At 35.8% G+C, this 21,964-nt stretch carries 24 protein-coding genes and 1 riboswitch; of the genes, 17 read left to right on the forward strand and 7 right to left on the reverse strand.

Features of this window, described 5'->3' with window-relative positions; all coding sequences use genetic code 11:
• Positions 1 to 394: 394 nt before the first annotated feature.
• A complete protein-coding gene (locus BAMA_RS20410) occupies positions 395 to 820 on the reverse strand; it encodes a hypothetical protein (RefSeq protein ID WP_034642986.1) in 426 nt (141 codons plus the stop codon).
• Between the two features lie 522 nt (positions 821 to 1,342).
• Between BAMA_RS20410 and BAMA_RS20415 the strand changes: the two genes are divergently transcribed.
• From BAMA_RS20415 to BAMA_RS20435, 5 genes are all read left to right on the forward strand, one after another.
• Positions 1,343 to 1,900 carry a GNAT family N-acetyltransferase gene (locus tag BAMA_RS20415; RefSeq protein ID WP_034642989.1) on the forward strand — a complete coding sequence of 186 codons (558 nt, stop codon included), beginning with the start codon at positions 1,343 to 1,345 and terminating at the stop codon, positions 1,898 to 1,900.
• A 372-nt stretch (positions 1,901 to 2,272) separates the two neighbouring features.
• Positions 2,273 to 3,214: a heme o synthase gene (gene cyoE / locus BAMA_RS20420; protein ID WP_415782844.1), complete on the forward strand. Its 942-nt coding sequence runs from the start codon at positions 2,273 to 2,275 to the stop codon at positions 3,212 to 3,214.
• Between the two features lie 186 nt (positions 3,215 to 3,400).
• Entirely contained in the window at positions 3,401 to 3,676 is a 276-nt protein-coding gene (locus tag BAMA_RS20425; RefSeq protein WP_034642991.1) for a stage V sporulation protein S, read from the forward strand.
• A gap of 121 nt (positions 3,677 to 3,797) precedes the next feature.
• Entirely contained in the window at positions 3,798 to 4,511 is a 714-nt protein-coding gene (locus tag BAMA_RS20430; protein WP_051759042.1) for an HAD family hydrolase, read from the forward strand.
• Positions 4,512 to 4,603: 92 nt separating this feature from the next.
• A complete protein-coding gene (locus BAMA_RS20435; protein ID WP_034642995.1) occupies positions 4,604 to 4,951 on the forward strand; it encodes an ASCH domain-containing protein in 348 nt (115 codons plus the stop codon).
• 155 nt (positions 4,952 to 5,106) lie between these two features.
• Here the strand turns inward: BAMA_RS20435 and ade are convergent, their stop codons facing one another.
• Positions 5,107 to 6,858 (reverse strand): adenine deaminase, encoded by a 1,752-nt coding sequence (ade, locus tag BAMA_RS20440; RefSeq protein ID WP_157406047.1) that lies wholly within the window; start codon positions 6,856 to 6,858, stop codon positions 5,107 to 5,109.
• A gap of 45 nt (positions 6,859 to 6,903) precedes the next feature.
• Positions 6,904 to 7,005: riboswitch (purine riboswitch) on the reverse strand.
• Between the two features lie 235 nt (positions 7,006 to 7,240).
• On the opposite strand from ade, the gene BAMA_RS20445 reads away from it, so the two are divergent.
• Genes BAMA_RS20445 through BAMA_RS20460 form a run of 4 tightly spaced genes read left to right on the forward strand, consistent with a single transcriptional unit; the run spans position 7,241 to position 11,068 of the window.
• A complete protein-coding gene (locus BAMA_RS20445) occupies positions 7,241 to 8,209 on the forward strand; it encodes an iron-hydroxamate ABC transporter substrate-binding protein (RefSeq protein WP_034643000.1) in 969 nt (322 codons plus the stop codon).
• 18 nt (positions 8,210 to 8,227) lie between these two features.
• Positions 8,228 to 9,235 (forward strand): FecCD family ABC transporter permease, encoded by a 1,008-nt coding sequence (locus tag BAMA_RS20450; RefSeq protein ID WP_034643001.1) that lies wholly within the window; start codon positions 8,228 to 8,230, stop codon positions 9,233 to 9,235.
• Complete coding sequence (locus BAMA_RS20455) at positions 9,228 to 10,250, forward strand: FecCD family ABC transporter permease (protein ID WP_034643003.1); 1,023 nt, start codon at positions 9,228 to 9,230, stop codon at positions 10,248 to 10,250. The genes BAMA_RS20450 and BAMA_RS20455 overlap by 8 nt, the downstream gene beginning before the upstream one ends.
• Before the next feature lie 2 nt (positions 10,251 to 10,252).
• The gene (locus BAMA_RS20460) at positions 10,253 to 11,068 is read left to right on the forward strand and encodes an alpha/beta hydrolase (RefSeq protein ID WP_034643004.1); all 816 of its coding nucleotides are present in this window, start codon (positions 10,253 to 10,255) and stop codon (positions 11,066 to 11,068) included.
• 34 nt (positions 11,069 to 11,102) lie between these two features.
• On the opposite strand, the gene BAMA_RS20465 is transcribed toward BAMA_RS20460, so the two are convergent.
• Positions 11,103 to 11,804 carry a class I SAM-dependent methyltransferase gene (locus BAMA_RS20465; RefSeq protein ID WP_034643007.1) on the reverse strand — a complete coding sequence of 234 codons (702 nt, stop codon included), beginning with the start codon at positions 11,802 to 11,804 and terminating at the stop codon, positions 11,103 to 11,105.
• 94 nt (positions 11,805 to 11,898) lie between these two features.
• On the opposite strand from BAMA_RS20465, the gene BAMA_RS20470 reads away from it, so the two are divergent.
• Both BAMA_RS20470 and BAMA_RS20475 read left to right on the forward strand, forming a co-directional pair.
• Positions 11,899 to 12,972, forward strand: coding sequence for a helix-turn-helix transcriptional regulator (locus BAMA_RS20470; protein WP_034643009.1), 1,074 nt, complete (start codon positions 11,899 to 11,901; stop codon positions 12,970 to 12,972).
• Between the two features lie 168 nt (positions 12,973 to 13,140).
• Positions 13,141 to 13,677 (forward strand): DUF420 domain-containing protein, encoded by a 537-nt coding sequence (locus BAMA_RS20475; protein ID WP_034643012.1) that lies wholly within the window; start codon positions 13,141 to 13,143, stop codon positions 13,675 to 13,677.
• A gap of 242 nt (positions 13,678 to 13,919) precedes the next feature.
• Here the strand turns inward: BAMA_RS20475 and BAMA_RS20480 are convergent, their stop codons facing one another.
• Positions 13,920 to 14,159 carry a hypothetical protein gene (locus tag BAMA_RS20480; RefSeq protein WP_034643014.1) on the reverse strand — a complete coding sequence of 80 codons (240 nt, stop codon included), beginning with the start codon at positions 14,157 to 14,159 and terminating at the stop codon, positions 13,920 to 13,922.
• Between the two features lie 196 nt (positions 14,160 to 14,355).
• Between BAMA_RS20480 and miaA the strand changes: the two genes are divergently transcribed.
• Together miaA and hfq are read left to right on the forward strand one after the other, a co-directional pair.
• Positions 14,356 to 15,309 carry a tRNA (adenosine(37)-N6)-dimethylallyltransferase MiaA gene (miaA, locus tag BAMA_RS20485; protein ID WP_034643017.1) on the forward strand — a complete coding sequence of 318 codons (954 nt, stop codon included), beginning with the start codon at positions 14,356 to 14,358 and terminating at the stop codon, positions 15,307 to 15,309.
• Positions 15,310 to 15,330: 21 nt separating this feature from the next.
• Complete coding sequence (gene hfq, locus BAMA_RS20490) at positions 15,331 to 15,555, forward strand: RNA chaperone Hfq (protein ID WP_034643020.1); 225 nt, start codon at positions 15,331 to 15,333, stop codon at positions 15,553 to 15,555.
• A 30-nt stretch (positions 15,556 to 15,585) separates the two neighbouring features.
• Here hfq and BAMA_RS20495 read toward each other — a convergent pair whose 3' ends face one another.
• Positions 15,586 to 16,542 carry a tyrosine-type recombinase/integrase gene (locus tag BAMA_RS20495; RefSeq protein ID WP_034643023.1) on the reverse strand — a complete coding sequence of 319 codons (957 nt, stop codon included), beginning with the start codon at positions 16,540 to 16,542 and terminating at the stop codon, positions 15,586 to 15,588.
• A gap of 118 nt (positions 16,543 to 16,660) precedes the next feature.
• Here BAMA_RS20495 and spoVK point away from each other — a divergent pair, with 118 nt between their 5' ends.
• Positions 16,661 to 17,617, forward strand: a complete 957-nt coding sequence (spoVK, locus tag BAMA_RS20500; protein ID WP_034643026.1) for a stage V sporulation protein K — start codon at positions 16,661 to 16,663, stop codon at positions 17,615 to 17,617.
• Between the two features lie 180 nt (positions 17,618 to 17,797).
• Here the strand turns inward: spoVK and BAMA_RS25005 are convergent, their stop codons facing one another.
• Positions 17,798 to 17,935 (reverse strand): hypothetical protein, encoded by a 138-nt coding sequence (locus tag BAMA_RS25005; protein WP_200874706.1) that lies wholly within the window; start codon positions 17,933 to 17,935, stop codon positions 17,798 to 17,800.
• Positions 17,936 to 18,061: 126 nt separating this feature from the next.
• On the reverse strand, positions 18,062 to 18,685 hold the full coding sequence (locus BAMA_RS20505; protein WP_034643029.1) for a trimeric intracellular cation channel family protein: 624 nt from the start codon (positions 18,683 to 18,685) through the stop codon (positions 18,062 to 18,064).
• An 88-nt stretch (positions 18,686 to 18,773) separates the two neighbouring features.
• Here BAMA_RS20505 and hflX point away from each other — a divergent pair, with 88 nt between their 5' ends.
• The 3 genes from hflX to BAMA_RS20520 all read left to right on the forward strand — a co-directional run bounded on the left by hflX (position 18,774) and on the right by BAMA_RS20520 (position 21,917).
• The gene (gene hflX, locus BAMA_RS20510) at positions 18,774 to 20,015 is read left to right on the forward strand and encodes a GTPase HflX (protein WP_034643031.1); all 1,242 of its coding nucleotides are present in this window, start codon (positions 18,774 to 18,776) and stop codon (positions 20,013 to 20,015) included.
• Between the two features lie 65 nt (positions 20,016 to 20,080).
• Entirely contained in the window at positions 20,081 to 21,352 is a 1,272-nt protein-coding gene (locus BAMA_RS20515) for a methionine gamma-lyase family protein (RefSeq protein ID WP_034643034.1), read from the forward strand.
• A 175-nt stretch (positions 21,353 to 21,527) separates the two neighbouring features.
• The gene (locus tag BAMA_RS20520) at positions 21,528 to 21,917 is read left to right on the forward strand and encodes a MerR family transcriptional regulator (RefSeq protein ID WP_034643036.1); all 390 of its coding nucleotides are present in this window, start codon (positions 21,528 to 21,530) and stop codon (positions 21,915 to 21,917) included.
• Positions 21,918 to 21,964: the final 47 nt, after the last annotated feature.

The raw sequence follows: 21,964 nt of genomic DNA on the forward strand, positions 1-21,964 counted from the left end.
CTATTCATTAAGAAATAGTAATAAAAGTTTTAATTATATAAAAAGAGAGAGTTTACCATTGACTTAAAGGGGTAAAAAACCGTCTTCCTGTAGTTCATTCTTTTTATTTTGTAAATAACGAATAGTTTTGTTGTGAGTATTTTATAGTTGCGAAAAAAAGTAAGTATATAATTATTTTTTATGAAATTAGCGTTATTTTTCCTATTGTAAGAGCAACGACATATGATTTTATCCTGCATTAACGTGCTGTAAAACTCCAACCTCAAAACTTAGAGGATTTAGAGAAGTTTAGGTGGAGATAAACAGCCTGTAAAAGCCCGATTGATTCAACTAACACTCAGTGGGTGATGAAGAAACCCCCCACTGAGTGAAGTTTTACTTTAGGAACTCATGTTTATACTGGAATATTTAGGATCTTTAATAACATTATCCACCTATTTACAATGTTAGGAAGCGTATGTATTTTATCATCAGTTTGCGGAATGTCATATTGAACATGTTTTAACTCAATATGGTATTCTTCACATATTTCCTCTATAACATTTTGCAATGTAGTTTTTTCGTTTGGATATCTTTCAAATATGTCGTATCCAATTTTCTCTTTAATTACATGCCATATATCTTTTTCGAGTTTATATAGCTTGTAATAATCAATAATATATTCTTCTTTATATGTATATGTCCTTAAATTTTCCACGATATTATCGCTATCTATACAATCTATCTTCGCTTTACAATGGTTACATGCTATTGTACCGACTTGCCCATATCGTGAACCGTCATGTTTAAAAAAGCTATCTAATTGATTGTTACAGTTCATGCAAAAAAGTGGTGTGATTTCAACATCTAGTTGAACGCCCCAAACATCACCTCGTACTATAAGGTTAGTATGAAACTCTTCTCATTTTTTCTGCCGTATCGATCCTTTGTTATTCCATCAATTCTCCAAATAGCCATTTTTGAATCTCCTCTTTCCATAAGGGATTTGGTTATGTTAACTACTTTGAAAGTATATATAGATAATTTTAAAGGGTCTACCTATATATTTCTAGGCTATCACTTAATAATGTAGTGCGAAAAGGAGAAATATTAAATGCCTATACTAATGATGCTACTATTCAAGGAATCCATTGTTTCTTTGACACTCTTGCATCTGAGCCGCGTTTATCTTCAACAGCAATACAAACTGTAGGGAATAAAGGCTATGATGGATTTACGATGAGTGTCGTTATGTAATAGTGATGATTTACAGGCATGAAATTTTGTTGATGTTCGAGTTATTTATGTACACCAGTCTCTTGTTCAACTGGTGAGAAGGGGCTAATGTAAGAGGGGGATAAAGATGGATATTATTATAAAAAAGATAGAATTAGAAGATTTGGAGAATTTAATTGAGATTGATGATAGTTTTCACGTTGATTCTAAATTGGTGCTTTCAATGGTCGATAATACAATAGAATATACAGTAAAAGACATACCGAGCTATACAAAAAGCTATTTAGAAGATCACTATATAGAAAATCAAGAGGATGTGCAAGATTATAGAGAATATATTGATAATCCAAATAAAGTAATGTTTTTGGCGTTTATGAATCGACACTTAATTGGACAAGTTATAGTAAAAAGACATTGGAACGGTTTTGCCTATGTGGAAGATATAAAAGTTGATAAACAGTTCCGGAAGCTTGGAGTTGGTAAAAGATTACTTGAGAAGGTAAAGTTTTGGGCGCAAGCTAATAAAATGCCGGGAATCATGTTAGAGACCCAAACAAATAATGTGGGAGCATGTAAATTTTACGAAAAATTTGGCTTTGTAATAGGGGGCTTTGATTTTCTTGTATATAAAGGTATTCATGCAGAGAGTGATGAAGCTGCAATATATTGGTATTTGAGATTTTGACGTTTTAAGAAACGTTTCTGGTAAAATAAATTCAAAGCGTATTTTCTTTTATGATATGCTTTTATGTTTTTTTTTAATCCTTAAATATTTTTGCTGGGCAGAATGTTTCTAGGGAAAAGAATGATGTTAGGTGGTAACAGTCTATTGTATTACTTTTACAAGTAGGAAAGCATATAAATAAAAAAAGATTTTTTCGAAATAATAAGAGGAAATATGTCTAATATGTGAACAATAACTACTGCTATATAGAAGAGAAATTGTGTAATCTGCATGTTTCAAGTTTCATTTTTGCGTTCAATTTGATAAAATGGACAAGTTGACATAAAACATGTTTTACAATGTGGAAATAAGCATAAAGGAAAGATGATAAGCATGCAAAGTATGAGAAAGAAGGAAATGAGTGTTGATATAGAAGCTGTATCACATTCGAAACGAACGTTGATGACGGTGTTTTCAGAGACCGTTAAAATGGGGATTGTAAAGTCGAATACACTTGCAATGGTTGCTGGTCTAACGCTAGCGCTATATGTATATGATATAAATCCGCTTAATAAAATGTTAGAAATTGTTTGTGCAATTGTTGGTTCATTTTTAATCATTGGTGCAGCAGGTGCATTTAATAACTTATATGATCGTGATATTGATTCGATTATGGAGAGAACAAAAGGTAGACCAACTGTTGTTGGTGAGATTCCGTTAAAAGTTGTATTATGGCTTGGAATTTCAATGACAATTCTTGGCGGAGTATCATTAGCAATTGCAAGCCCAATGGCTTCATTTTTAGGACTACTTGGATTATTTTTATATATCTTCCCATATACAATGTGGACGAAGAGAAGAACAGTTTATAATACTGAGGTTGGAAGTATTTCTGGTGCGATGCCTCCATTAATTGGATGGGCGGCCATTCATCCAGATATTATGCATCCAGCAGTGTTAGGTTTGTTCGTAACGATGGTCATTTGGCAAATGCCTCACTTTTATGCAATTGCGATTCGCAAGCATGATGACTATAAAGCAGCAAATGTGCCAATGTTACCTGTCGTAAAAGGTACGAAGCGCACATATATGCAAACAAATGTATACTTGTTTGCATTAGTATTATCTAGTTTTCTATTTCAATCAGTAAGTATCGTTCTAACAGTTATTGCACTTGTATTGAACATGGCGTGGTTTATATTAAGTATTTATGGATATCGTAAAATGGGTGCTGAAAAATGGGCAAACGTTATGTTTGTTTTCTCGATTATTCATCTTACGGTTCTGTTAGTAGTTGTTATTGCGTTTTCTCTTATTGGTGTTTTCTTTTTTTAATGAATAATTGTAAGCGAGGTGAGAACATGTTCTTGCCTCGCTTTTTTATTTTCAAAAACGGCAGGAGCAATATAAAAAGTAGCGAATGAATATAATAATGTGTTTGCTTTGGATATGAATAGTGGTGAAAGTTACATTCCTTTTCATAACCTAACAAGTTGACTAAACAATAGGGGGAGCATTTACATGGAAAATGTATTGAAAGTATCATCGAAATCGAGTCCCAATTCAGTCGCAGGTGCAATTGCAGGTGTAGTAAGAGAGCAAGGCCATACAGAAATTCAAGTAGTGGGAGCAGGTGCTCTAAACCAGGCGATTAAAGCAATTGCGATTGCCAGAGGATTTGTAGCTCCTAGTGGAATTGATTTAGTTCTTGTTCCAGCATTCCAAGATATTTCAATTGATCAACAAGAAAAAACAGCAATTAAGTTAGTTGTGGGACCTAGAAAAAATAGAGGTTAGAAAAGGTTACGGATATAAGAGTATGAACGAAATCCCCCATTGTAACTTTGCGATGGGGGATTTCGTTTGAAAAGAAGACGCTTTGTTCTGTGATAAGAGCTTGACAAAAGGGTGTGTAAAAATAGTGCGGGCAGTAATATTTGATTTAGACGGAACGTTATTAGATCGAGATCATTCATTAAAACGATTTATTTGTGACCAGTATGAGCGGCACTATAATCAACTAAGGCATATAGAAAAAGAAGAATACATAGAAAGATTTCTGGAGTTAGATTATCGTGGCTATGTTTGGAAAGATAAAGTGTATAAGCAATTATGTGAAGAGTATGATATTACTTGTTTAACGTCAGAGCAATTGTTAGAGGATTACATCCAAAACTTTCAGCATCACTGCACTTCGTTTCCTAATATGAAACAAGTACTGCAAGAACTAAAAAGTAAAGGGATATTGTTAGGAATGATTACAAATGGATTCACTGAATTTCAGCGTCTAAATATACGCGCATTACAGATTGAACAATATATGGACGTTATATTGGTTTCAGAGGAAGAAGGTCTGAAAAAGCCCGAACCTGAAATTTTTATGAGAGCATTGCGGCGGTTAGGTGTTACAGCAAAAGAAAGTATATATGTCGGTGATCATCCAGAGAATGATGTAATCGGGGCGAGAAATGTAGGGATGCATGCGGTATGGAAGAAAGATATGTTTTGGGGAACACCGTTTACAGATGAGTATGTCATTGATGATTTACAGGAATTACTTTCAATTGTTTCTAAACTACAAGAGAGAAAAACAGCAGGAGATGTATTTTATGGACAAACAAGTAGTGATTGAAGAATACACGGAAAGCAAAGAAATATGAAAAAGAATAAATTTTATATGTAGAAATAGATGGAATTTATAATATTAAAACAGGAGGAATAAGTTTGAAACATATTATGGGCTTATATGACGAACCCTTCCAATCGATTAAAGAAGGAAAGAAAGTATACGAAGTAAGGTTAAATGATGAAAAGAGACGAAAGCTTCACATTGGAGATACCATTGAGTTTATTAGAGTACCAGAAAATGATGAAGCATTACAAGTAGAAGTAATAGGAATTCGGAAATATGATACATTTCAAGAAATGTACGAAGATATCCCGTTTCACTTGTTTGATTGCGAAGGTTGGACGATGGACGAAATGATTGATGGAACGTATGAAATCTATACAAAAGAACAAGAGAAGCAGTGGGGGACATTAGCAATTCAAATACAAAAAATAGAAAAATGACTGTTTGGACAGGCTTATGTAACCAAGAATCTTCTGCAAACAGTTTATAATTCTCATAACAGTACTCATGATATTCTCTTTCTTCTTTTCTGATTCGTTCAATTCGATTCATCTTATCCCTCATTCTTATAGTTTAAGATGAAAAAAGGCCGTTGTTACACGACCTTTTCAATTGTTTCTGCATGTTGTGCAACTGGTATATGTGTAAAGCTGACAACATCAAACAACCCATCTGTTGTCATTTTTATGTTTGGAATAACTGGTAACGATAAAAATGATAATGTTAAGAAGGAATTAAATTCACCTGTTGCTTGAAGTACTTGTAAACTGTTATCGAGTTGCTTTATTTTTTCGTAAATAGAAGGTGCTTGTTCTTCAGACATTAATCCCGCTACCGGAAGGGAAAGGTTAGCAAGCACTTGACCGTTTTTAATAACGACCATATCACCTTGCATGTTTTCGATAGCATGAATTGCTGCGAGTATATCGTCATCATTTGTTCCAACCACAATGATATTGTGGGAATCGTGAGCAACAGTTGTTGCGATAGCACCGCTTTTTAGGCAGAATCCTTTTACAATCCCAACGCCAATTTGTCCGCTTGCTTTATGTCTTTCAATGACCGCAATTTTTAATTGATCGTGTTCAGTTGATGGGATGAAATAACCATGTTTTGTAGTGACTCTTTCTATAAGGTGCTTCGTCACAAGTTGATTCGGAATAATGCTAATGATGTTTGCCATTTGAGTGCCAGTCATATGAATTTGTAAGTCTTGCTTCGTTACAGGAGCAAGATTGACAGAATTGACGGCAGTATCTTTTGTTTTTACTACTTTTTCTGAGCCAACATATTTGCCATTTTCAGCAACGAGTTTTCCTTTTTGGAACACTTTTGTAATCGAAAATGCTTCTAAATCATCGATAAATAGTAAGTCAGCCTCGTATCCAGGCGCAATTGCCCCTTTTGTTTGAAAACCATAGCACTGCGCGGCATGTAGGCTTGCCATCGAAATGGCTGTAATTGGAGATAGTCCATTTTCAATAGCGAGTCGAACGTTATAGTCAACGCTACCTTCCTCTATTAAATCATCTAAATGTTTATCGTCTGTACAAAATAGACAGCGGTGTGCATTTTGTTCTGTTACACCTTCTAGTAATGCTTTTACATTTTTAGCAACAGATCCTTCGCGAAGCATTACGTACATGCCGCGGCGTAAGCGATCTAACATTTCTTCTTTCGTTGTACATTCATGGTCTGTTGTAATGCCGGCAGCGCAGTAAACGTTAATTTGCTGTGCACTAAGACCAGCTCCGTGACCATCGATTTGTGATGTTAATGTCAACTTATTTAACATCTCTTCTTTTGCTTCAAAAACTGCTGGGAAATCCATCACTTCAGCAAGTCCAAGTACACGTGGGTGCTGTAAAAAAGGTGCTAAATGTTCGGCGTGTAATACTGCTCCAGCACGTTCAAACGATGTAGCAGGAACGCAAGAAGGTAACATAATACGCACGTCTAGAGGAATGTCATCTGACATGTCTAACATATATTGAATGCCGGATGCACCAAGTACATTAGCAATTTCATGAGGATCGGCAATAACTGTTGTTACACCGTGAGGAAGAACAACTTTTGCAAATTGCTCTGGTGTAACCATAGAAGATTCAATATGTACGTGAGCATCAATCAACCCAGGGCATACATATTGGTTGTTTGCATCGATTTCGACTTTTCCACGAAATGAGCCAATTCCAACAATCATACCGTCTGTAATAGCGATATCACCACTTGTAATTTCTTTCGTAAATACATTTACAATTTGTGCGTTGCGAATAACTGTATCCGCTATTTCTGTTCCATTTGCAACAGAGATGTATTGTTTTAAAGTTTGTTTATTTACCAAGATGTTCACGCTCCTTTTTATATATACGAGAATAAAAAGGAGAATACATCCACCTTCATTTATTCTCGTAGTCAAGCCATTTACGGTAGCTTGGTAGAAACTTGTAGGCCATATCCCTACGATTATACGAGATGCTTTTGTTTAATTTTAAATATTTTAACGATTATGTTAGGAAAATGCAAGTCTTTTAAAATTTTTAAAATGTTTCTTGAAATAAAAAAAGAAGAGTAGTATATTAATAACGAAAATCATTATCAATTAAAATAGAGAGAAGGTAATGAAGGTATGTTTGTATCAGGGGTAGGGTGAAGCGATTATTTAACAACATGAACTAAATCTTATATTCTGTACATTTTTATATTAAAGATAAAGGGGATTATAAAAAATGAATAAAAGGTTATTAACATTAGGAATGGCAACAGTATTAAGTATTGGTCTTGCAGCTTGCGGTAGCGCGGAGAAAAGTGCTACAGAGCAGAAGCCAAAAAGTAAAGAAACGGAAACGAAGAAAACAGAAGAGAGAAAGATTACATATCTTGATCAACAATATACAGTTCCAGGAGAAACAAAGAAAATTGTAACGGCTAGTTTAGAGTCGATGGAAGATGCAGCGGTTCTTGGAGTAAAACCAGTTGGTGCGATTACAGTTGCTGGTGAACTTCCTAAGTATTTAGAAAAAGAATTAAAAGGTGCAAAATCAATTGGTGAAAAAATGGAGCCTAATTTTGAAACACTTCTACAATTAAAGCCAGATGTTATTACAGGAAGTTCAAAGTTTCCAGCAGAAACAGCAGAGAAATTCACAAAAATAGCGCCAACATTCCCTGTTTCACACATTTCAACAAACTGGGAAGCAAACTTAAAATTAATGGGTGAACTAACTGGTAATGAGAAGAAAGCAGAAAAAGTGATTAAAGATTATAAAGCGGATGCAGAAAAAGCGAAAGAAAAAATTGCTCCTAAATTAAAAGATAAAAAAGTTGTTGTTGTTAGACTAAGGGGTGGAAACTTAAACGTATATCCGAAAGATGTTTATTTCAATCCAGTTGTGTATAGCGATTTAGGATTATCTGTGCCAGCTGAAATTGAAGCCGTAAAAGCGCAGGAAACAATTGCGTTAGAAAAAATGGCAGAAATGAATCCGGATTATATTTTCTTACAGTTTGAGGAAAGTGAAAATGCAAATAATCCAAAAGTGTTAGAAGACCTACAAAACAATCCGATTTGGCAGAGCATTCAAGCTGTCAAAGATAAAAAAGTATTTGTAAACACTGTTGATCCAATGGCACAAGGTGGTACAGCTTGGAGTAAAGTGGAATTTTTAAAAGCTGCAGAAAAGCATTTAGCTAAATAGTAAGGTGCGTTGAATGATATGCAAACTAGAAATGTTATACCAATTGTCATATTATGTGTATCTCCTGTTGTGATTGTACTGACAATTGTCGCTTCCATTTTGTATGGCGCAAAGCAAATTGATGTGATGACAGTTTGGAATGCTTTCTTTCATTTTGATAAAGGAAATGTAGATCACAATATTATTATGACTTCCCGGTTGCCTAGAGTAGTCGGTGCACTGCTTGTTGGTGCGTTTCTAGCAATATCAGGAGCACTTATGCAGGGGATGACAAGAAACTATCTTGCGTCCCCTTCTATTATGGGGGTTACAGATGGATCTGCCTTCGTAATTACGTTATGTATGGTGCTCGCTCCGGGAATGTCATCTGTAAATTTAATTGTATGCTCAATCATCGGCTCTGCGTTAGGAGCTGGTATTGTATTTGGATTTGGTGCGTTGCTTAAAAATGGATTATCCCCTGTACGTTTAGCGATTATTGGTACAGTAATTGGAACATTTTTAAGTAGTGTGTCTGCAGCGATTGCTTCTTATTTCCAAGTCTCGCAAAACATTAGTTTTTGGTACAACGCTCGGTTACATCAAATTGATCCCAATCTATTAAAGTTAGCAATTCCATTTGGTATTGTGGGAATGATATTAGCACTTTTCCTTTCTAAATCCATTACGATTCTTTCGCTTGGTGATGAAGTCTCTGTCGGATTAGGACAGCGAACTAAACTTGTAAAGTTGCTTTCAATTTTTACAGTCGTTTGTTTAACGGGGACTGCTGTTGCTTTAGTTGGGAAAATTGGCTTTGTTGGGCTTATTATTCCGCATATAACTCGGTTTATAATTGGTTCAGACTACCGCTGGGTTATTCCGTGTGCTGGCGTAATTGGTGGCGTATTTTTAGCTTTATGTGATGTAGTAAGTAGATTTGTAAATTATCCGTTTGAAACACCAATAGGGGTTGTAACAGCGATGATTGGCGTTCCATTCTTCCTTTATTTAATCCGAACGAGAGGGGGAGAACGTCATGCTTAAACCAACAAAGGTGCGTTATGCAACTACACTTACTATTTTAATATGTCTGATTATGATGGCGATGTATATTAGTATAACGAACGGTACGTTTGATATGTCGATTACTGATATTATTCGTACATTATTGCGCATAAATCCAATTCCAGAGCATGATTTAGTCATCTTTGATTTTCGCTTACCGAGAATCGTTATTGCGGCTCTAGTTGGACTGAGCCTTGGGGTAGCTGGAGCTGCACTGCAAGGTATTACGAAAAATGGTTTAGCTGATCCGGGGATTTTAGGAGTGAATGCCGGAGCTGGAGCTGCAATTGTGATTTTTATGTTTTTCTTTCAAGGACAAATAAATGGAACGGATTGGCTGTCAGTCATGACGATGCCTATCTTTGGTTTAGTTGGTGGTTTAGGAGCAGCAATACTGATTTATATATTTTCCTGGCAACATGGTAAATTAGATGCGCAGCGCCTTTTACTAACTGGAATTGCGATTGGTTCAGGCTTTGGTGCGTTATCATTATACGTATCACTGAAAATGAAAGCAGCTGATTTTGAAATGGCGACTGTATGGGTGTCAGGAAGTATATATAATGCAAACTGGAAGTACATTGTTGCGATGTTACCGTGGGTAATCATTTTGATTCCTATTATTAAAAGAAAAGCATACATACTTGATATGTTTCAGTTAGAAGAAACGAGAATGAAGAGTTTAGGCGTATTAGTAGAAAGAGAAAAATCAATCCTTTTATTAAGTAGTATTGGGCTTGTGAGTGCATCAGTTTCTGTTTCGGGAAGTATTGGTTTTGTTGGATTGATGGCTCCTCATATTGCAAAACGTTTAGTTGGAGTGAGGCATCGTCAAGTAATTCCGGTATGCGGGGCAATTGGTATGCTTCTTGTCATTGTTTCGGACTTTATCGCAAAAACAATATTTCAGCCAATTGAAATACCGGTTGGAATTGTTATTTCAATTATTGGTGTGCCGTACTTTTTATATTTGTTATATAAAACAAAAGCGTAACGATGAAGGAGGAAAGTGCTGTGAAGAATCTTGCCGTAGGTGTAGAACATTGGACAATGATTGGGAAAGAAAATGGTCGTACGTATGAAATTTATGTGTCAAATCCGAAACAACCTGCACCACCGTCTGGTTACCCTGTTATTTATGTATTAGACGGTAATGCGTATTTTCAGCTATTTAAAGATGCGGTGAAAATCCAGTCTGTCCGTTCGGAAAAAACAGGTGTCACGCCTGCTATTGTTGTTGGAATTGGCTATCCATCAGAAGACCATTTCTCTTCAGAAGATCGCGTGTATGATTTCACTCTTCCTGCATTACAACAGGCGTTGCCAAAAAGACCGGATGGAAGTGGATGGTCTAAGACAGGAGGAGCAGACGAGTTTTTCTGTTTCATAGAAGAGGAATTGAAACAGAAAGTAGAGGAGTGCTTCCCGATTGATAAAATGAAGCAAACAATCTTTGGACACTCCTTAGGTGGATTATTTTCTTTATATACATTGTTTGCAAAAACAGAGGCATTTCAAACATATTTTATATGTAGTCCATCTATTTGGTGGAACAATGAAGCAGTTCTTGAGAAAGAAGCACAGTTTATAGAAACATTACAGCATGTAGAGAATGAGATTGGTGTGTTCTTAACAGTTGAAGGTATTGGGAAGGATCATATGTATCGTGATGCAAAAGCATTGTCGGAAAGGTTGCTTGCTTTAAAGCATAGTAAACTAAGATTAGAGTTTCATGGTGCGGAAGAGGAAAACCATGCTTCTGTCGTACCAACGATGCTAAGTAGAGCATTACGCTTTATAAGTAATCAATAATAAGGAAAAAGGTAAGTGCATGAAGAATAAGCACTTACCTTTTTATTGCCCAAAAACCATCAATTAGAAAGCTTGTAAAAAAGCGAGTAATTATTGTGAAACCACAGTCTTGTAGCAATATTATCATTTCTTTTTCTGTGATGGGATGTATATCTGTCCCAAAAGAAGATTCAAACCGTTCCCAATCTTCTTTTGGGACATGATTTTGTCGCATATGATTACGCCAAGCTTTCATTTGTATGGAAAAAGAATTTGAGTTTGGATTCCCATTTATGGCACAGATGAAAAATGGTGCACCAGGTTTTAAGCGCTGCTGGATTTGCATAATCAAATCTCGTTTTTCAGAAGTGTTTCGTATGAAATGTAGAACGAGTATACATGTTGCAGCGTTAAATCGCTCATCGTCTTGCAACTCAAGAACAGTTCCATTAATAAGAGTCACTTCATTTTGTATGTCATTGTTTCGTATGCGTTGTTTTGCTAACTGTAACATAGACTGTGATGGATCGATACCAGTAAATTGTAATGTTGCATCTTTCTTCCCAAGTGTAAGAATTTCTTGACCACCACCAGCCCCAGCAATAAGTATGTGTGGTGATTTAAGTTTGCCGGATAACATAGAGGGAAGAAAATTACCAATCATATTATAAAGTGTATAATACCCTGGGATTTTAATAGGAATCATTTGTTCATACTCATGTACAGTTGCATCGTTCCAATTGCTTGCTGTTGACATTTTTTACACCTCTTTTTATAAAATAAATACTCTTCACATTTATTATGGAAGTGTAGAAGGTGAGAAACAATCCCAGAAATATGGGGGGAGAATGATGGGGAAAAGAAGAGATGAAATGATAAAAGAAATTGAATTGCTAATGCATACAACGAGCTGTATAACAGCATTTCAAACGGCTGTTATTAAAACATTGCGCGCTACGATTTCCTTTCAGAATGTATGTTTTACAACAGTTGATCCGTATACGTTGCTATCGACAGGAGCTTATACAGATGAACGGATTGAACGGATTCATCATCAGCTTTTTATGAACGAATATGGTGAACAAGACTATAACAGGCATGAGGAATTAGTTAAATATGTACCGCACGTTGCTTCATTAAGTAAAGCAACATGCGGTAATTTGATGAAGAGTAAGCGTTATCGAAATGTTTTAAAGTTTGCCGGACTAGGGGATGAGCTGAGAGTTGCTTTTGTATATAAAAGGAAATGCTGGGGATTTCTTAGTTTGTTCCGTAATGAAGATGAACCATTTTTTTCGGATGAAGATTGCACGTATCTCATTTCTATTATGCCTGCAATCGCGAAGGTATTACGTGTAAAAAGTGTGATGTTACCTATTACGAAAGAATGGAGCATGATTAAAACAGGAATGATTGTTGTCAATGATTATTTTCAGCCGTTATTTTTGAATAAAGGCGGGGAGGAATGGCTATCTCGACTGCAAAAGTGGGAAGGCCTACAAGAAGGAGATTTGCCGCGGCCGGTTCGCGCAGTGTGTTCTCGCGTGGCATCACCTAATACCTTAGGTGATGTAGCGAAGATTTGTATGTATACGCCGGATAGGCAGATTGTCATGATTAAGGCTAGTAAAATGAGTGGTGACCATAATCAGGTATGTTATACAGTTTCATTTGAAAGGGCTCAGCAAGAAGATATCTTTCACCTTTTAGCTGAGGGATATGATTTTTCAGTGCGAGAAAAGCAGGTTGTGGAGCGAGTAATGAAAGGAGAATCGACGAAACAAATTGCTATCTATTTAAATATGTCAACTTATACCGTTCAAGATCATTTAAAGTCAATCTTTGCTAAAGTAGGGATAGGTAGTCGGAATGAATTAGTATGGGAATTGTTTTTAAAACATAGCATTCTTGATGAAGTGGAATGAAAAAGAATTGCTATTTTCCGTATAAAACGATAAAATGCTATCGATAAGGCTTAGTTGTGCGATACATAGTTGAAATTCGAAGTATTGTCACATTCTCACAGTGTATAATATGTTAAAATAGGTGAGCTAGCTATATATGGAAAAGAGAAAGAGGGAGTGAACAATTCGATGAACCATTCAACGAATCAGAAGAGTTATACTTCGATTGTGATAACACTTTCTGTAATTGTTAACGCAATAATTTTATTTTTGTTTTTTGGACCTGTTGGCTATGGGGGAGAAGTGTCCTTTGATGTCAAAATTTTACCGATGTTAAATGCTATTTTTAATAGCTTTACATTTGTATTTTTACTAGCGGCATTGTTTGCGATTTTAAAAAAGAATGTGAAATTGCATAGAGGATTTATTTTTGCAGCATTTACAACAACACTGCTGTTTTGTGTATCGTACTTAACGTATCACTACATTGCGCCTCCAACAAGTTATGGCGGCGAAGGGATTATTAAATATGTGTATTTCTTCATTTTAATTACACATATTATTCTAGCAGCGATTATCGTACCACTTGCGCTATTTTCTTTAGTGTACGGGGTAACAAATCAATTAACGCGTCACCGTAAAATCGTTCGTTGGACGATGCCAATTTGGTTATATGTAAGTTTGACAGGGGTTATTGTTTATTTAATGATTTCACCTTACTATTAAAAAAATCTCAGCTATTTGTTTAGCTGAGATTTTTTTTATTTCCACCAAGTTACATTTGTATTTATTGAGAGTACACCGGCAACAGATAAACAGCTCGTAAAAGCCCGATTGGTTGGGCTAACAATCAGTGGAGGATGGAGAACCCCCACTGATTGAAGTTTCATTTTATTTACAAGCGCAAATGTTATCATGAATTGTTTTGTATGTTGATGAAGTTTTTTATGATGACATTTGCAAGTCTATTAAAAGGGATAGATAGTTTTACCAGTTAAAATGTTGTAAGCGGTGCAAAATTGTATTTTTGTATATTCTGTTTTATTTTGGAGGCAATCATCAGTAACGATAGTATGAAAAGAACGAAGTAAACAATTTAATGCAAAGTATAATTCTTCTTCTGAGCATTTTTGTTGTTTCGTTGCTGTTGATAAAATTAGATCTTCTAATAATGCGTCCAGTTTCATAGTAGCTTGTCCAGTTTTCATAATATCCTCTCCATTTCTTTTTAGCATGTATATGAGTAGGGAGGATAAAATATGCCGATAAAAGTATTTTTTTATAAGTATAGATTAAAAAATTTCATTCACCGCATTATAAGTACTTGCATTGTAACTGTTAAAATTGATAAGATTGGATATAATGAACAGGTAAATTATTTTTACATAAAGAGAGTTGAAAGATATGGGAGAAACAAAGCGCGAGAAAGTTGTTGTCATCATTGGACCTACAGCAGTAGGGAAAACAAAATTAAGCATCGATCTTGCGAAAGCTTTACACGGTGAAGTCATCAGTGGTGATTCCATGCAAGTATACCGTAAGATGGATATTGGTACAGCGAAAGTAACTGCAGAGGAAATGAATGGAATCCCGCATTATATGATTGATATAAAAAACCCTGAAGAGGCTTTTTCAGTTGCGGAGTTTCAAAGTCGTGTACGCGAACATATTCAGGATATTTCAAGCCGTGGAAAGTTACCTATTATTGTTGGTGGAACAGGATTATATGTTCAATCTGTATTATATGACTATCAGTTCTCAGAAGAACCTGGAGATGTTATTTACAGAGAAAAGCTAGAAGTACTTGCAAGTGAACATGGTGTGGAATATGTACATAACATGCTGCAAGAAATTGATCCTGAAAGTGCGAAACGTATTCATCCGAACAATGTAAGGAGGGTCATTCGTGCTTTAGAAATTTTCCATACGACAGGAAAAACGATGAGTGATCAACTTGACGAGCAAGAAACGGAACTGCTGTATGATGTTGCTTTCATTGGCTTGACGATGGACCGAGCTCTACTATATGATCGTATTAATTTACGTGTTGACCTTATGATGGAGCAAGGTTTATTACAAGAAGTGAAGAATTTATATGAAGATGGTGTGCGAGACTGTCAATCTATTCAAGCAATTGGATATAAAGAGCTATATGAATATTTAGAAGGTCGTACATCATTAGAAGAAGCAGTAACTGCACTGAAAACAAATTCACGTCGCTATGCAAAACGTCAATTAACATGGTTCCGCAATAAAATGGACGTGGAATGGTTTAATATGACGAGTGGTGAAAAAACAACTGAAATTTTGCAGTACATAGAAGGAAAGCTACAAGTTAAGTCGAATAATAATTTGTAGAGAAAAAGAGGAGGATTCGACATGAAGCAATCAATCAATATTCAAGATCAATTTTTAAATCAACTCCGTAAAGAGAATACGTTTGTGACGCTGTACTTATTAAATGGTTTCCAGCTTCGCGGTTTAATCAAAGGTTTCGATAATTTTACAGTATTATTGGAAACAGAAGGTAAGCAACAGCTTATTTATAAACATGCAATTTCTACATTTGTGCCACAAAAAAATGTAGCAATCGAACTAGAATAGTCTATACATAAGGAAGACCCTCTATTTTTATTAGAGGGTCTTGTTTTTTGCGTAGCGATAATATCTTTTTAACGAGATTTTTGATTTAAAACCAATTCTTTTCATAATCTCTTGTTCGGAAATTTCTTGCTCGATAAGGCGTAATATAAAAGTATTTCGTAAATGTTGCCCGCATATTCCTTTTCGTAATACGGCACGTGCGACTTCAAGTCGAATCATTTTTTGAACAGCAATCTCTGTTAAGCCTTTTGGGGCATCATCTTCGTATACCCATTTATACGTATTACGATTAAAATCAAAAGCAACAAATAAAGGATCGTTACTATGATACTTTGGTCTAACGGGCTCAGGGATTTTTTTATAATAAAGATATAGTTGCTTTTTATCTTCTTCTTTTAAAGTAATTGTACGTTCTACCCCTGATACGGCAGGGATAGATAATGTGTTATTTTCAAAGTGAACATAGTTCATATGCAGGGAGACCAGTTCTTGTAACGATAATCCGTAGTCTAGTAAAAGTGTAATAATACAAACGTTCCGATCCATTAATAGTGGTCGTACCGGACGTTGTTTGTCTGATAGTCCTTCTAACGAAGTTAAAATATATTTTAAGCGTAGTTCTTCTTCCTGTGAAATGAAATCTTCATCTCTTAAATCTCGATTGGGCTGGATGACAAGATCCATGTTTTTAAGTGGGCTAGGAAGGTTTAAAAACTGGTATAGCCGATTTAATACAATAAAGACGCGGTGCATCGTTTTTTCAGAGTAATGGCGTTTCGTTTTTAAATCGAAAAAATAATTTTCATAGTCTTTTGTACAAAGTGTCCCCCATATATTACTAGAAGAAAGTTTTTTATTTTTTTGGAGCCAGTGTATAAAATCTTCAATGTCATACACATACCGCTTGATTGTTGAGGTTTTTCGGCCTTTGTTTAATAAGTAAGCGGAAAAAGCTTGTACTGTATCGTCAACTTCTTTCGTTTCCATATTCCCACCACCTTAGTTTTCTTACATTATAACAAAATTTTTCAGAAAATGTTTATTTCTTAGGAAAGCGCAAATGTTGACAATAATCGTCAATTGGATGATAAAGTGAGGTGACTGTATGGAGCAGTCGATGCGAAAGAAAAATAATAATCAAATTAACATCGTATTAAATCACCGTCAAAAAATTTCTGTTCCTTCTCCAGAGAGAAAGCCAATTCTTTCTAATGAAACAGTGACAAAGCATGAAATGTTACAACGTATTGAGGAAGAAATGGAGAAACTCGTTGGAATGGAGGAAATTAAAAAAATTATAAAAGAGATTTATGCATGGATTTATGTGAATAAAAAACGACAAGAGATGGGATTGAAGTCTGAAAAGCAAGTGTTGCATATGTTGTTTAAAGGGAACCCAGGGACAGGGAAAACGACTGTTGCGCGAATGATTGGTAAATTATTGTGTGAGATGAACGTATTAACGAAGGGACATTTAGTAGAGGCGGAACGTGCTGACTTAGTAGGAGAGTATATTGGACATACAGCGCAAAAAACGAGAGACCTGATTCGAAAAGCAATGGGGGGAATATTATTTGTTGACGAAGCGTATTCGTTAGCACGCGGAGGAGAAAAGGACTTTGGAAAAGAAGCAATTGATACACTCGTGAAGCATATGGAAGATAAGCAACATGGTTTTGTCTTAATTTTAGCGGGCTATTCAAGAGAAATGAATCATTTCCTCTCTTTAAATCCTGGTTTACAATCACGTTTCCCTTTTATTATTGAGTTTTCGGATTACAGTGTGAATCAATTAGTGGAAATTGGAAGAAGAATGTATGATGAACGAGAATATCAATTATTAAAAGAGGCGGAGTGGAAACTTAGGGATCATTTAAATGCTGTAAAATATTCTTCTCATATTACCTCATTTAGCAATGGTCGTTACGTTCGGAATATAGTTGAAAAATCAATTCGTACACAGGCGATGAGATTGCTTCAAGAAGACGCGTACGATAAATATGATCTCATTACAATTTCAAGTGATGATTTAGCACTAGAAGAAGAAACGCATAGCTCATAAGCTATGCGTTTCTTTGATTGCATTAAAGGTATAGAGGGAAGGGATTAGGATGATCCATAATACATATAGCAGTATAAAAGAATTATAAAAAAGAAAAACACGAAGTTTGATGCTTCGCGTTTTTCGATCATTTATCTGGGGATTTGTAGCTAATTGCAGGTGTCCTTTATAAAGATGTTGCTACTCTTCTTTTTGCTTTTGTTTATATGCTTGATGATAGCGTTCCATCTTTTCGCTCTTTTCATGAGCTGAGTTTTTGTCGTGGCCAAATTGGTTGACAGAACTTCTTTGAGCTCCTTTATTTACATGATTAGTCATATCTCTCACCTTCCTTTCATCTGTAGTATTGGCGGAGAGGTGAGAAAAACATGCAATTTCGATGCTTTTAATTTCGTCTTATTATTCTACAAAAAACCCTTCTACAATGGTGTAGAAGGGAAATTGTTAGGAATCAATAGGATGTTCTACTCTGTCTAAAGTTCGATGTGGAAGCTTCCAGTTGTAATGTATAGATACCATTCGTAAGCAAACAATGAGAGTAAATAACACATATAATGCCCAGTCGCTTACAATAATTTTGCAACCGATTACAAAACCGGCTAAAATCGTCCAAAATGCATAGACTTCAGCGCGTAGTACAAGTGGTTTTCGACGCGCTAACAAATCGCGAATAATTCCGCCGCCAATACCTGTTAAAACTGCTGCAACAATAGTTGCGCTAATAGGCAAGTTTAATTGTTGTGCATATAAAGCTCCTTGTACAGCAAATGCCGATAATCCAATCGCATCTGTAATATGTTCCCAACGTTTCCAATGTTTCATTAGTTTCTTTGGGAATAAGAAAATGATTGTAATGGATAACAATGCAATTTGAAATAAGAGATCTTGTTTCCAAAATGCAACGATTGGATATCCAATTAACAAGTTTCGAAGAGCACCGCCGCCAAAAGCGGTTGCCATGCCTAAAATGTATACCCCAAAAATATCGTACTCTTCTTCCATTGCTACGATTGCGCCGCTTAAAGCAAAGGCAATTGTACCGATGATGCTAAATAAATCCCATGCCATGAATTTTCTCCCTCGCTATCTAGATGAAAAATGATTCCTCTGCTATTATATTAGAAGGTTTAAATTTCGAAAAGGATGAGTGAGCTATTTGTTAGAAAAAAAAGAAAAAGCAATCTTGGTTGGCTGTCAGTTATCACAAGATGAAGATAAACGATTTGTGCACTCGATGGAGGAGTTAGCTTCCTTGACAAAAACAGCACGTGCAGATGTGTTGGTGTCAACAACACAAAAGCGTCCGAAATTTCATCCAGCTACGTATATTGGAAAAGGGAAGCTTGAAGAACTTTCTTCTTTAGTAAAAGAACTTGAACCAGATGTTATTATTTTTAATAATGAATTAACGCCAAGTCAAATTCGTAATTTGTCAGCAGAGTTAGATGGGAGAGTCATTGACCGCACGCAACTTATATTAGATATATTTGCGCAGCGTGCTAGGTCAAGGGAAGGGCAGCTTCAAGTTGAATTAGCACAACTACAATATGCGTTGCCACGTCTTGTTGGACAAGGGACATCGTTATCGCGTCTTGGTGGAGGAATTGGGACGAGGGGACCTGGTGAAACGAAGTTAGAAACAGATCGCCGTCATATTCGTTCGCGCATTGACGAAATAAAACGACAGCTTGCTGTTGTGGTTGAGCATCGGAAACGCTATCGTGAACGAAGAAAACAAAATCAAGTGTTTCAAGTATCAATTGTTGGGTATACGAATGCAGGGAAATCCACCCTGTTTAACAGATTGACAGAAGCAAATACGTTTGAAGAGAACTTACTCTTCGCTACACTAGATCCAACGACACGTAAAATGCAGCTTCCATGCGGATATACGGTGTTACTAACGGATACTGTTGGATTTATTCAAGATTTGCCGACATCATTAGTTGCAGCGTTTCGTTCTACGTTAGAAGAGGTAAATGAAGCGGACCTTATATTACATGTCATTGATTCGTCAGACTCAAATTATGTGAATCATGAAGAGACGGTGAATGAATTACTTCATGAATTAGAAGTGAAGCATGTTCCTGTTATCACGGTATATAACAAACGCGATGAGCAATATGATAAATTTATTCCATCACCAACAAGTGATTCCATCATGACAAGTGCCTTTTGTATAGATGATATAGAGGAATTGAAAAGGAAGATAGAAACGGGAGTAATTGAGCAGATGGAACCGTATGAGGTAACAGTTCCTGCTCATGAAGGTAGATTGCTGATGCAATTAAAAACAGATAGCGTATTAACCGATATGGTATTTCGGGAAGAAGAACAAGTATATGTATGTAAAGGATATATATTTGCTCATTCACCGTTAAATGGAAGAATGAAATAATATTTCTAGTCGCTCTTACTCGTTAAGATGAATAGATTTACAGCATGAAAAGGAGAAGAAAAAGCATGTTTGATCGTTTGAAAAATGGAGAGAAGATTAAAAAGGTTGTAAAAGAAGTAGAGGTCCAAATTGCTGATATACATAAACGTATAGATGAAGTGATTGAAAGTAACCAATTTCGTGTGTTAGAAAGTTTCAGAGGTCATAAAATTAGTGATTCACACTTTATTCCGACAACAGGTTATGGTTATGATGACATTGGTCGTGATACGTTAGAAAAAGTGTATGCTGATGTATTCGGAGCAGAAGTAGGACTTGTTCGTCCGCAAATTATTTCTGGTACACATGCAATTGCAACATCTTTATTTGGTGTGTTACGTCCTGGTGATGAACTGTTATACATTACTGGTAAACCATATGATACGTTAGAAGAGATTGTTGGTGTTCGTGGTAAAGGTGTAGGTTCATTTAAAGAATACAATATTGGTTACAACGCTGTTCCGCTAACAAGTGAAGGACGAGTAGATTTTGAGGCTGTTGCCGCAGCGATTCATGAAAATACAAAGATGATTGGAATTCAACGCTCGAAAGGTTATGCAACGCGTCCATCATTTACAATTGCAGAAATTAAAGAAATGATTGCATTTGTAAAAGAGATTAAAGAAGATGTTGTTGTGTTTGTAGATAATTGTTATGGAGAATTTGTAGAAGAGCTAGAGCCATGTCACGTTGGGGCAGATTTAATGGCTGGATCTTTAATTAAAAATCCAGGCGGTGGTATTGTGAAAACAGGTGGTTACATCGTCGGGAAAGAAGAGTATGTGGAAGCGTGTGCGTATCGCTTGACTGCTCCTGGTATTGGTGCGGAAGCAGGAGCTTCTTTATATAGCTTACAAGAAATGTATCAAGGCTTCTTCTTAGCGCCGCATGTTGCTGGTCAAGCGTTAAAAGGTGCGATTTTTACAGCGGCTTTCCTACAAAAATTAGGAATGAATACGTCGCCAACTTGGGATGCTCCTCGTACGGATTTAATTCAATCTGTACAATTTGATGATAAAGAGCGTATGATTGCGTTTTGCCAAGCGATTCAATATGCGTCTCCAATTAATTCTCATTTCACACCGTATCCGAACTACATGCCAGGATATGAAGATGATGTAATCATGGCAGCGGGAACGTTTATTCAAGGTGCAAGTATTGAATTATCTGCTGATGGTCCAATTCGTCCGCCTTATGTTGCATATGTACAGGGTGGATTAACATATTCTCATGTGAAGATTGCGATTTGCTCTGCAATCGATGAATTAGTTGAAAAACAATTATTAACAATTTCGTAATGGAAAAGCTGTCAATTTTGACAGCTTTTTTTGTATATGAAGATGAATTTTAGTTATTTGATGAAAGAGTGAAAAAAATTCCAAAAAACCATGTAAGAAAAGCTAACATGTGTTGACATGAAACATAACATAATATAGAATAAGAATCAGTTAAGGCGAAGGAGGAACTGAATTAATGAAACAAGATAGACGTTCTGCTCCGCTGTTTCCTATTGGAATTGTAATGGATTTAACACAACTATCTGCTCGTCAAATTCGCTACTATGAAGAGCATAATCTTATTTTCCCAACCCGTACAAAGGGAAATCGCAGATTATTTTCGTTTAACGATGTGGATAAGTTATTAGAAATTAAAGACTTGTTGGATCAAGGTTTAAACATGGCTGGTATTAAACAAGTTTTACAGATGAAAGAGAACCAATCAGAACTTGTACAAAAAAAGGAAGAAACAAAGGAAATTTCAAAATCTGAGCTTCGCAAAATTCTTCGAGATGAGCTACAGCATACTGGTAGGTTTAATCGAACGTCATTGCGACAAGGTGATATTTCTAGGTTTTTCCATTGATAATTGTCAATTCTGAGGGTATTAGAGGGATTTTTTAAGGGACTAAG

It is taken from the genome of Bacillus manliponensis (assembly GCF_000712595.1).
Classification (GTDB): Bacteria; Bacillota; Bacilli; order Bacillales; family Bacillaceae_G; genus Bacillus_A; species Bacillus_A manliponensis.

What these genes read in the sequence shown, in the direction of transcription:
- BAMA_RS20410 (WP_034642986.1), bottom strand. Translation starts at nt 820, where the DNA reads ATGAACTGTAACAATCAATTAGATAGCTTTTTTAAACATGACGGTTCA.
- BAMA_RS20415 (WP_034642989.1), top strand. Translation starts at nt 1,343, where the DNA reads ATGGATATTATTATAAAAAAGATAGAATTAGAAGATTTGGAGAATTTA.
- cyoE (WP_415782844.1), top strand. Translation starts at nt 2,273, where the DNA reads ATGCAAAGTATGAGAAAGAAGGAAATGAGTGTTGATATAGAAGCTGTA.
- BAMA_RS20425 (WP_034642991.1), top strand. Translation starts at nt 3,401, where the DNA reads ATGGAAAATGTATTGAAAGTATCATCGAAATCGAGTCCCAATTCAGTC.
- BAMA_RS20445 (WP_034643000.1), top strand. Translation starts at nt 7,241, where the DNA reads ATGAATAAAAGGTTATTAACATTAGGAATGGCAACAGTATTAAGTATT.
- BAMA_RS20450 (WP_034643001.1), top strand. Translation starts at nt 8,228, where the DNA reads ATGCAAACTAGAAATGTTATACCAATTGTCATATTATGTGTATCTCCT.
- BAMA_RS20455 (WP_034643003.1), top strand. Translation starts at nt 9,228, where the DNA reads ATGCTTAAACCAACAAAGGTGCGTTATGCAACTACACTTACTATTTTA.
- BAMA_RS20460 (WP_034643004.1), top strand. Translation starts at nt 10,253, where the DNA reads ATGAAGGAGGAAAGTGCTGTGAAGAATCTTGCCGTAGGTGTAGAACAT.
- BAMA_RS20465 (WP_034643007.1), bottom strand. Translation starts at nt 11,804, where the DNA reads ATGTCAACAGCAAGCAATTGGAACGATGCAACTGTACATGAGTATGAA.
- BAMA_RS20470 (WP_034643009.1), top strand. Translation starts at nt 11,899, where the DNA reads ATGGGGAAAAGAAGAGATGAAATGATAAAAGAAATTGAATTGCTAATG.
- BAMA_RS20475 (WP_034643012.1), top strand. Translation starts at nt 13,141, where the DNA reads ATGAACCATTCAACGAATCAGAAGAGTTATACTTCGATTGTGATAACA.
- BAMA_RS20480 (WP_034643014.1), bottom strand. Translation starts at nt 14,159, where the DNA reads ATGAAAACTGGACAAGCTACTATGAAACTGGACGCATTATTAGAAGAT.
- miaA (WP_034643017.1), top strand. Translation starts at nt 14,356, where the DNA reads ATGGGAGAAACAAAGCGCGAGAAAGTTGTTGTCATCATTGGACCTACA.
- hfq (WP_034643020.1), top strand. Translation starts at nt 15,331, where the DNA reads ATGAAGCAATCAATCAATATTCAAGATCAATTTTTAAATCAACTCCGT.
- BAMA_RS20495 (WP_034643023.1), bottom strand. Translation starts at nt 16,542, where the DNA reads ATGGAAACGAAAGAAGTTGACGATACAGTACAAGCTTTTTCCGCTTAC.
- spoVK (WP_034643026.1), top strand. Translation starts at nt 16,661, where the DNA reads ATGGAGCAGTCGATGCGAAAGAAAAATAATAATCAAATTAACATCGTA.
- BAMA_RS25005 (WP_200874706.1), bottom strand. Translation starts at nt 17,935, where the DNA reads ATGACTAATCATGTAAATAAAGGAGCTCAAAGAAGTTCTGTCAACCAA.
- BAMA_RS20505 (WP_034643029.1), bottom strand. Translation starts at nt 18,685, where the DNA reads ATGGCATGGGATTTATTTAGCATCATCGGTACAATTGCCTTTGCTTTA.
- BAMA_RS20515 (WP_034643034.1), top strand. Translation starts at nt 20,081, where the DNA reads ATGTTTGATCGTTTGAAAAATGGAGAGAAGATTAAAAAGGTTGTAAAA.
- BAMA_RS20520 (WP_034643036.1), top strand. Translation starts at nt 21,528, where the DNA reads ATGAAACAAGATAGACGTTCTGCTCCGCTGTTTCCTATTGGAATTGTA.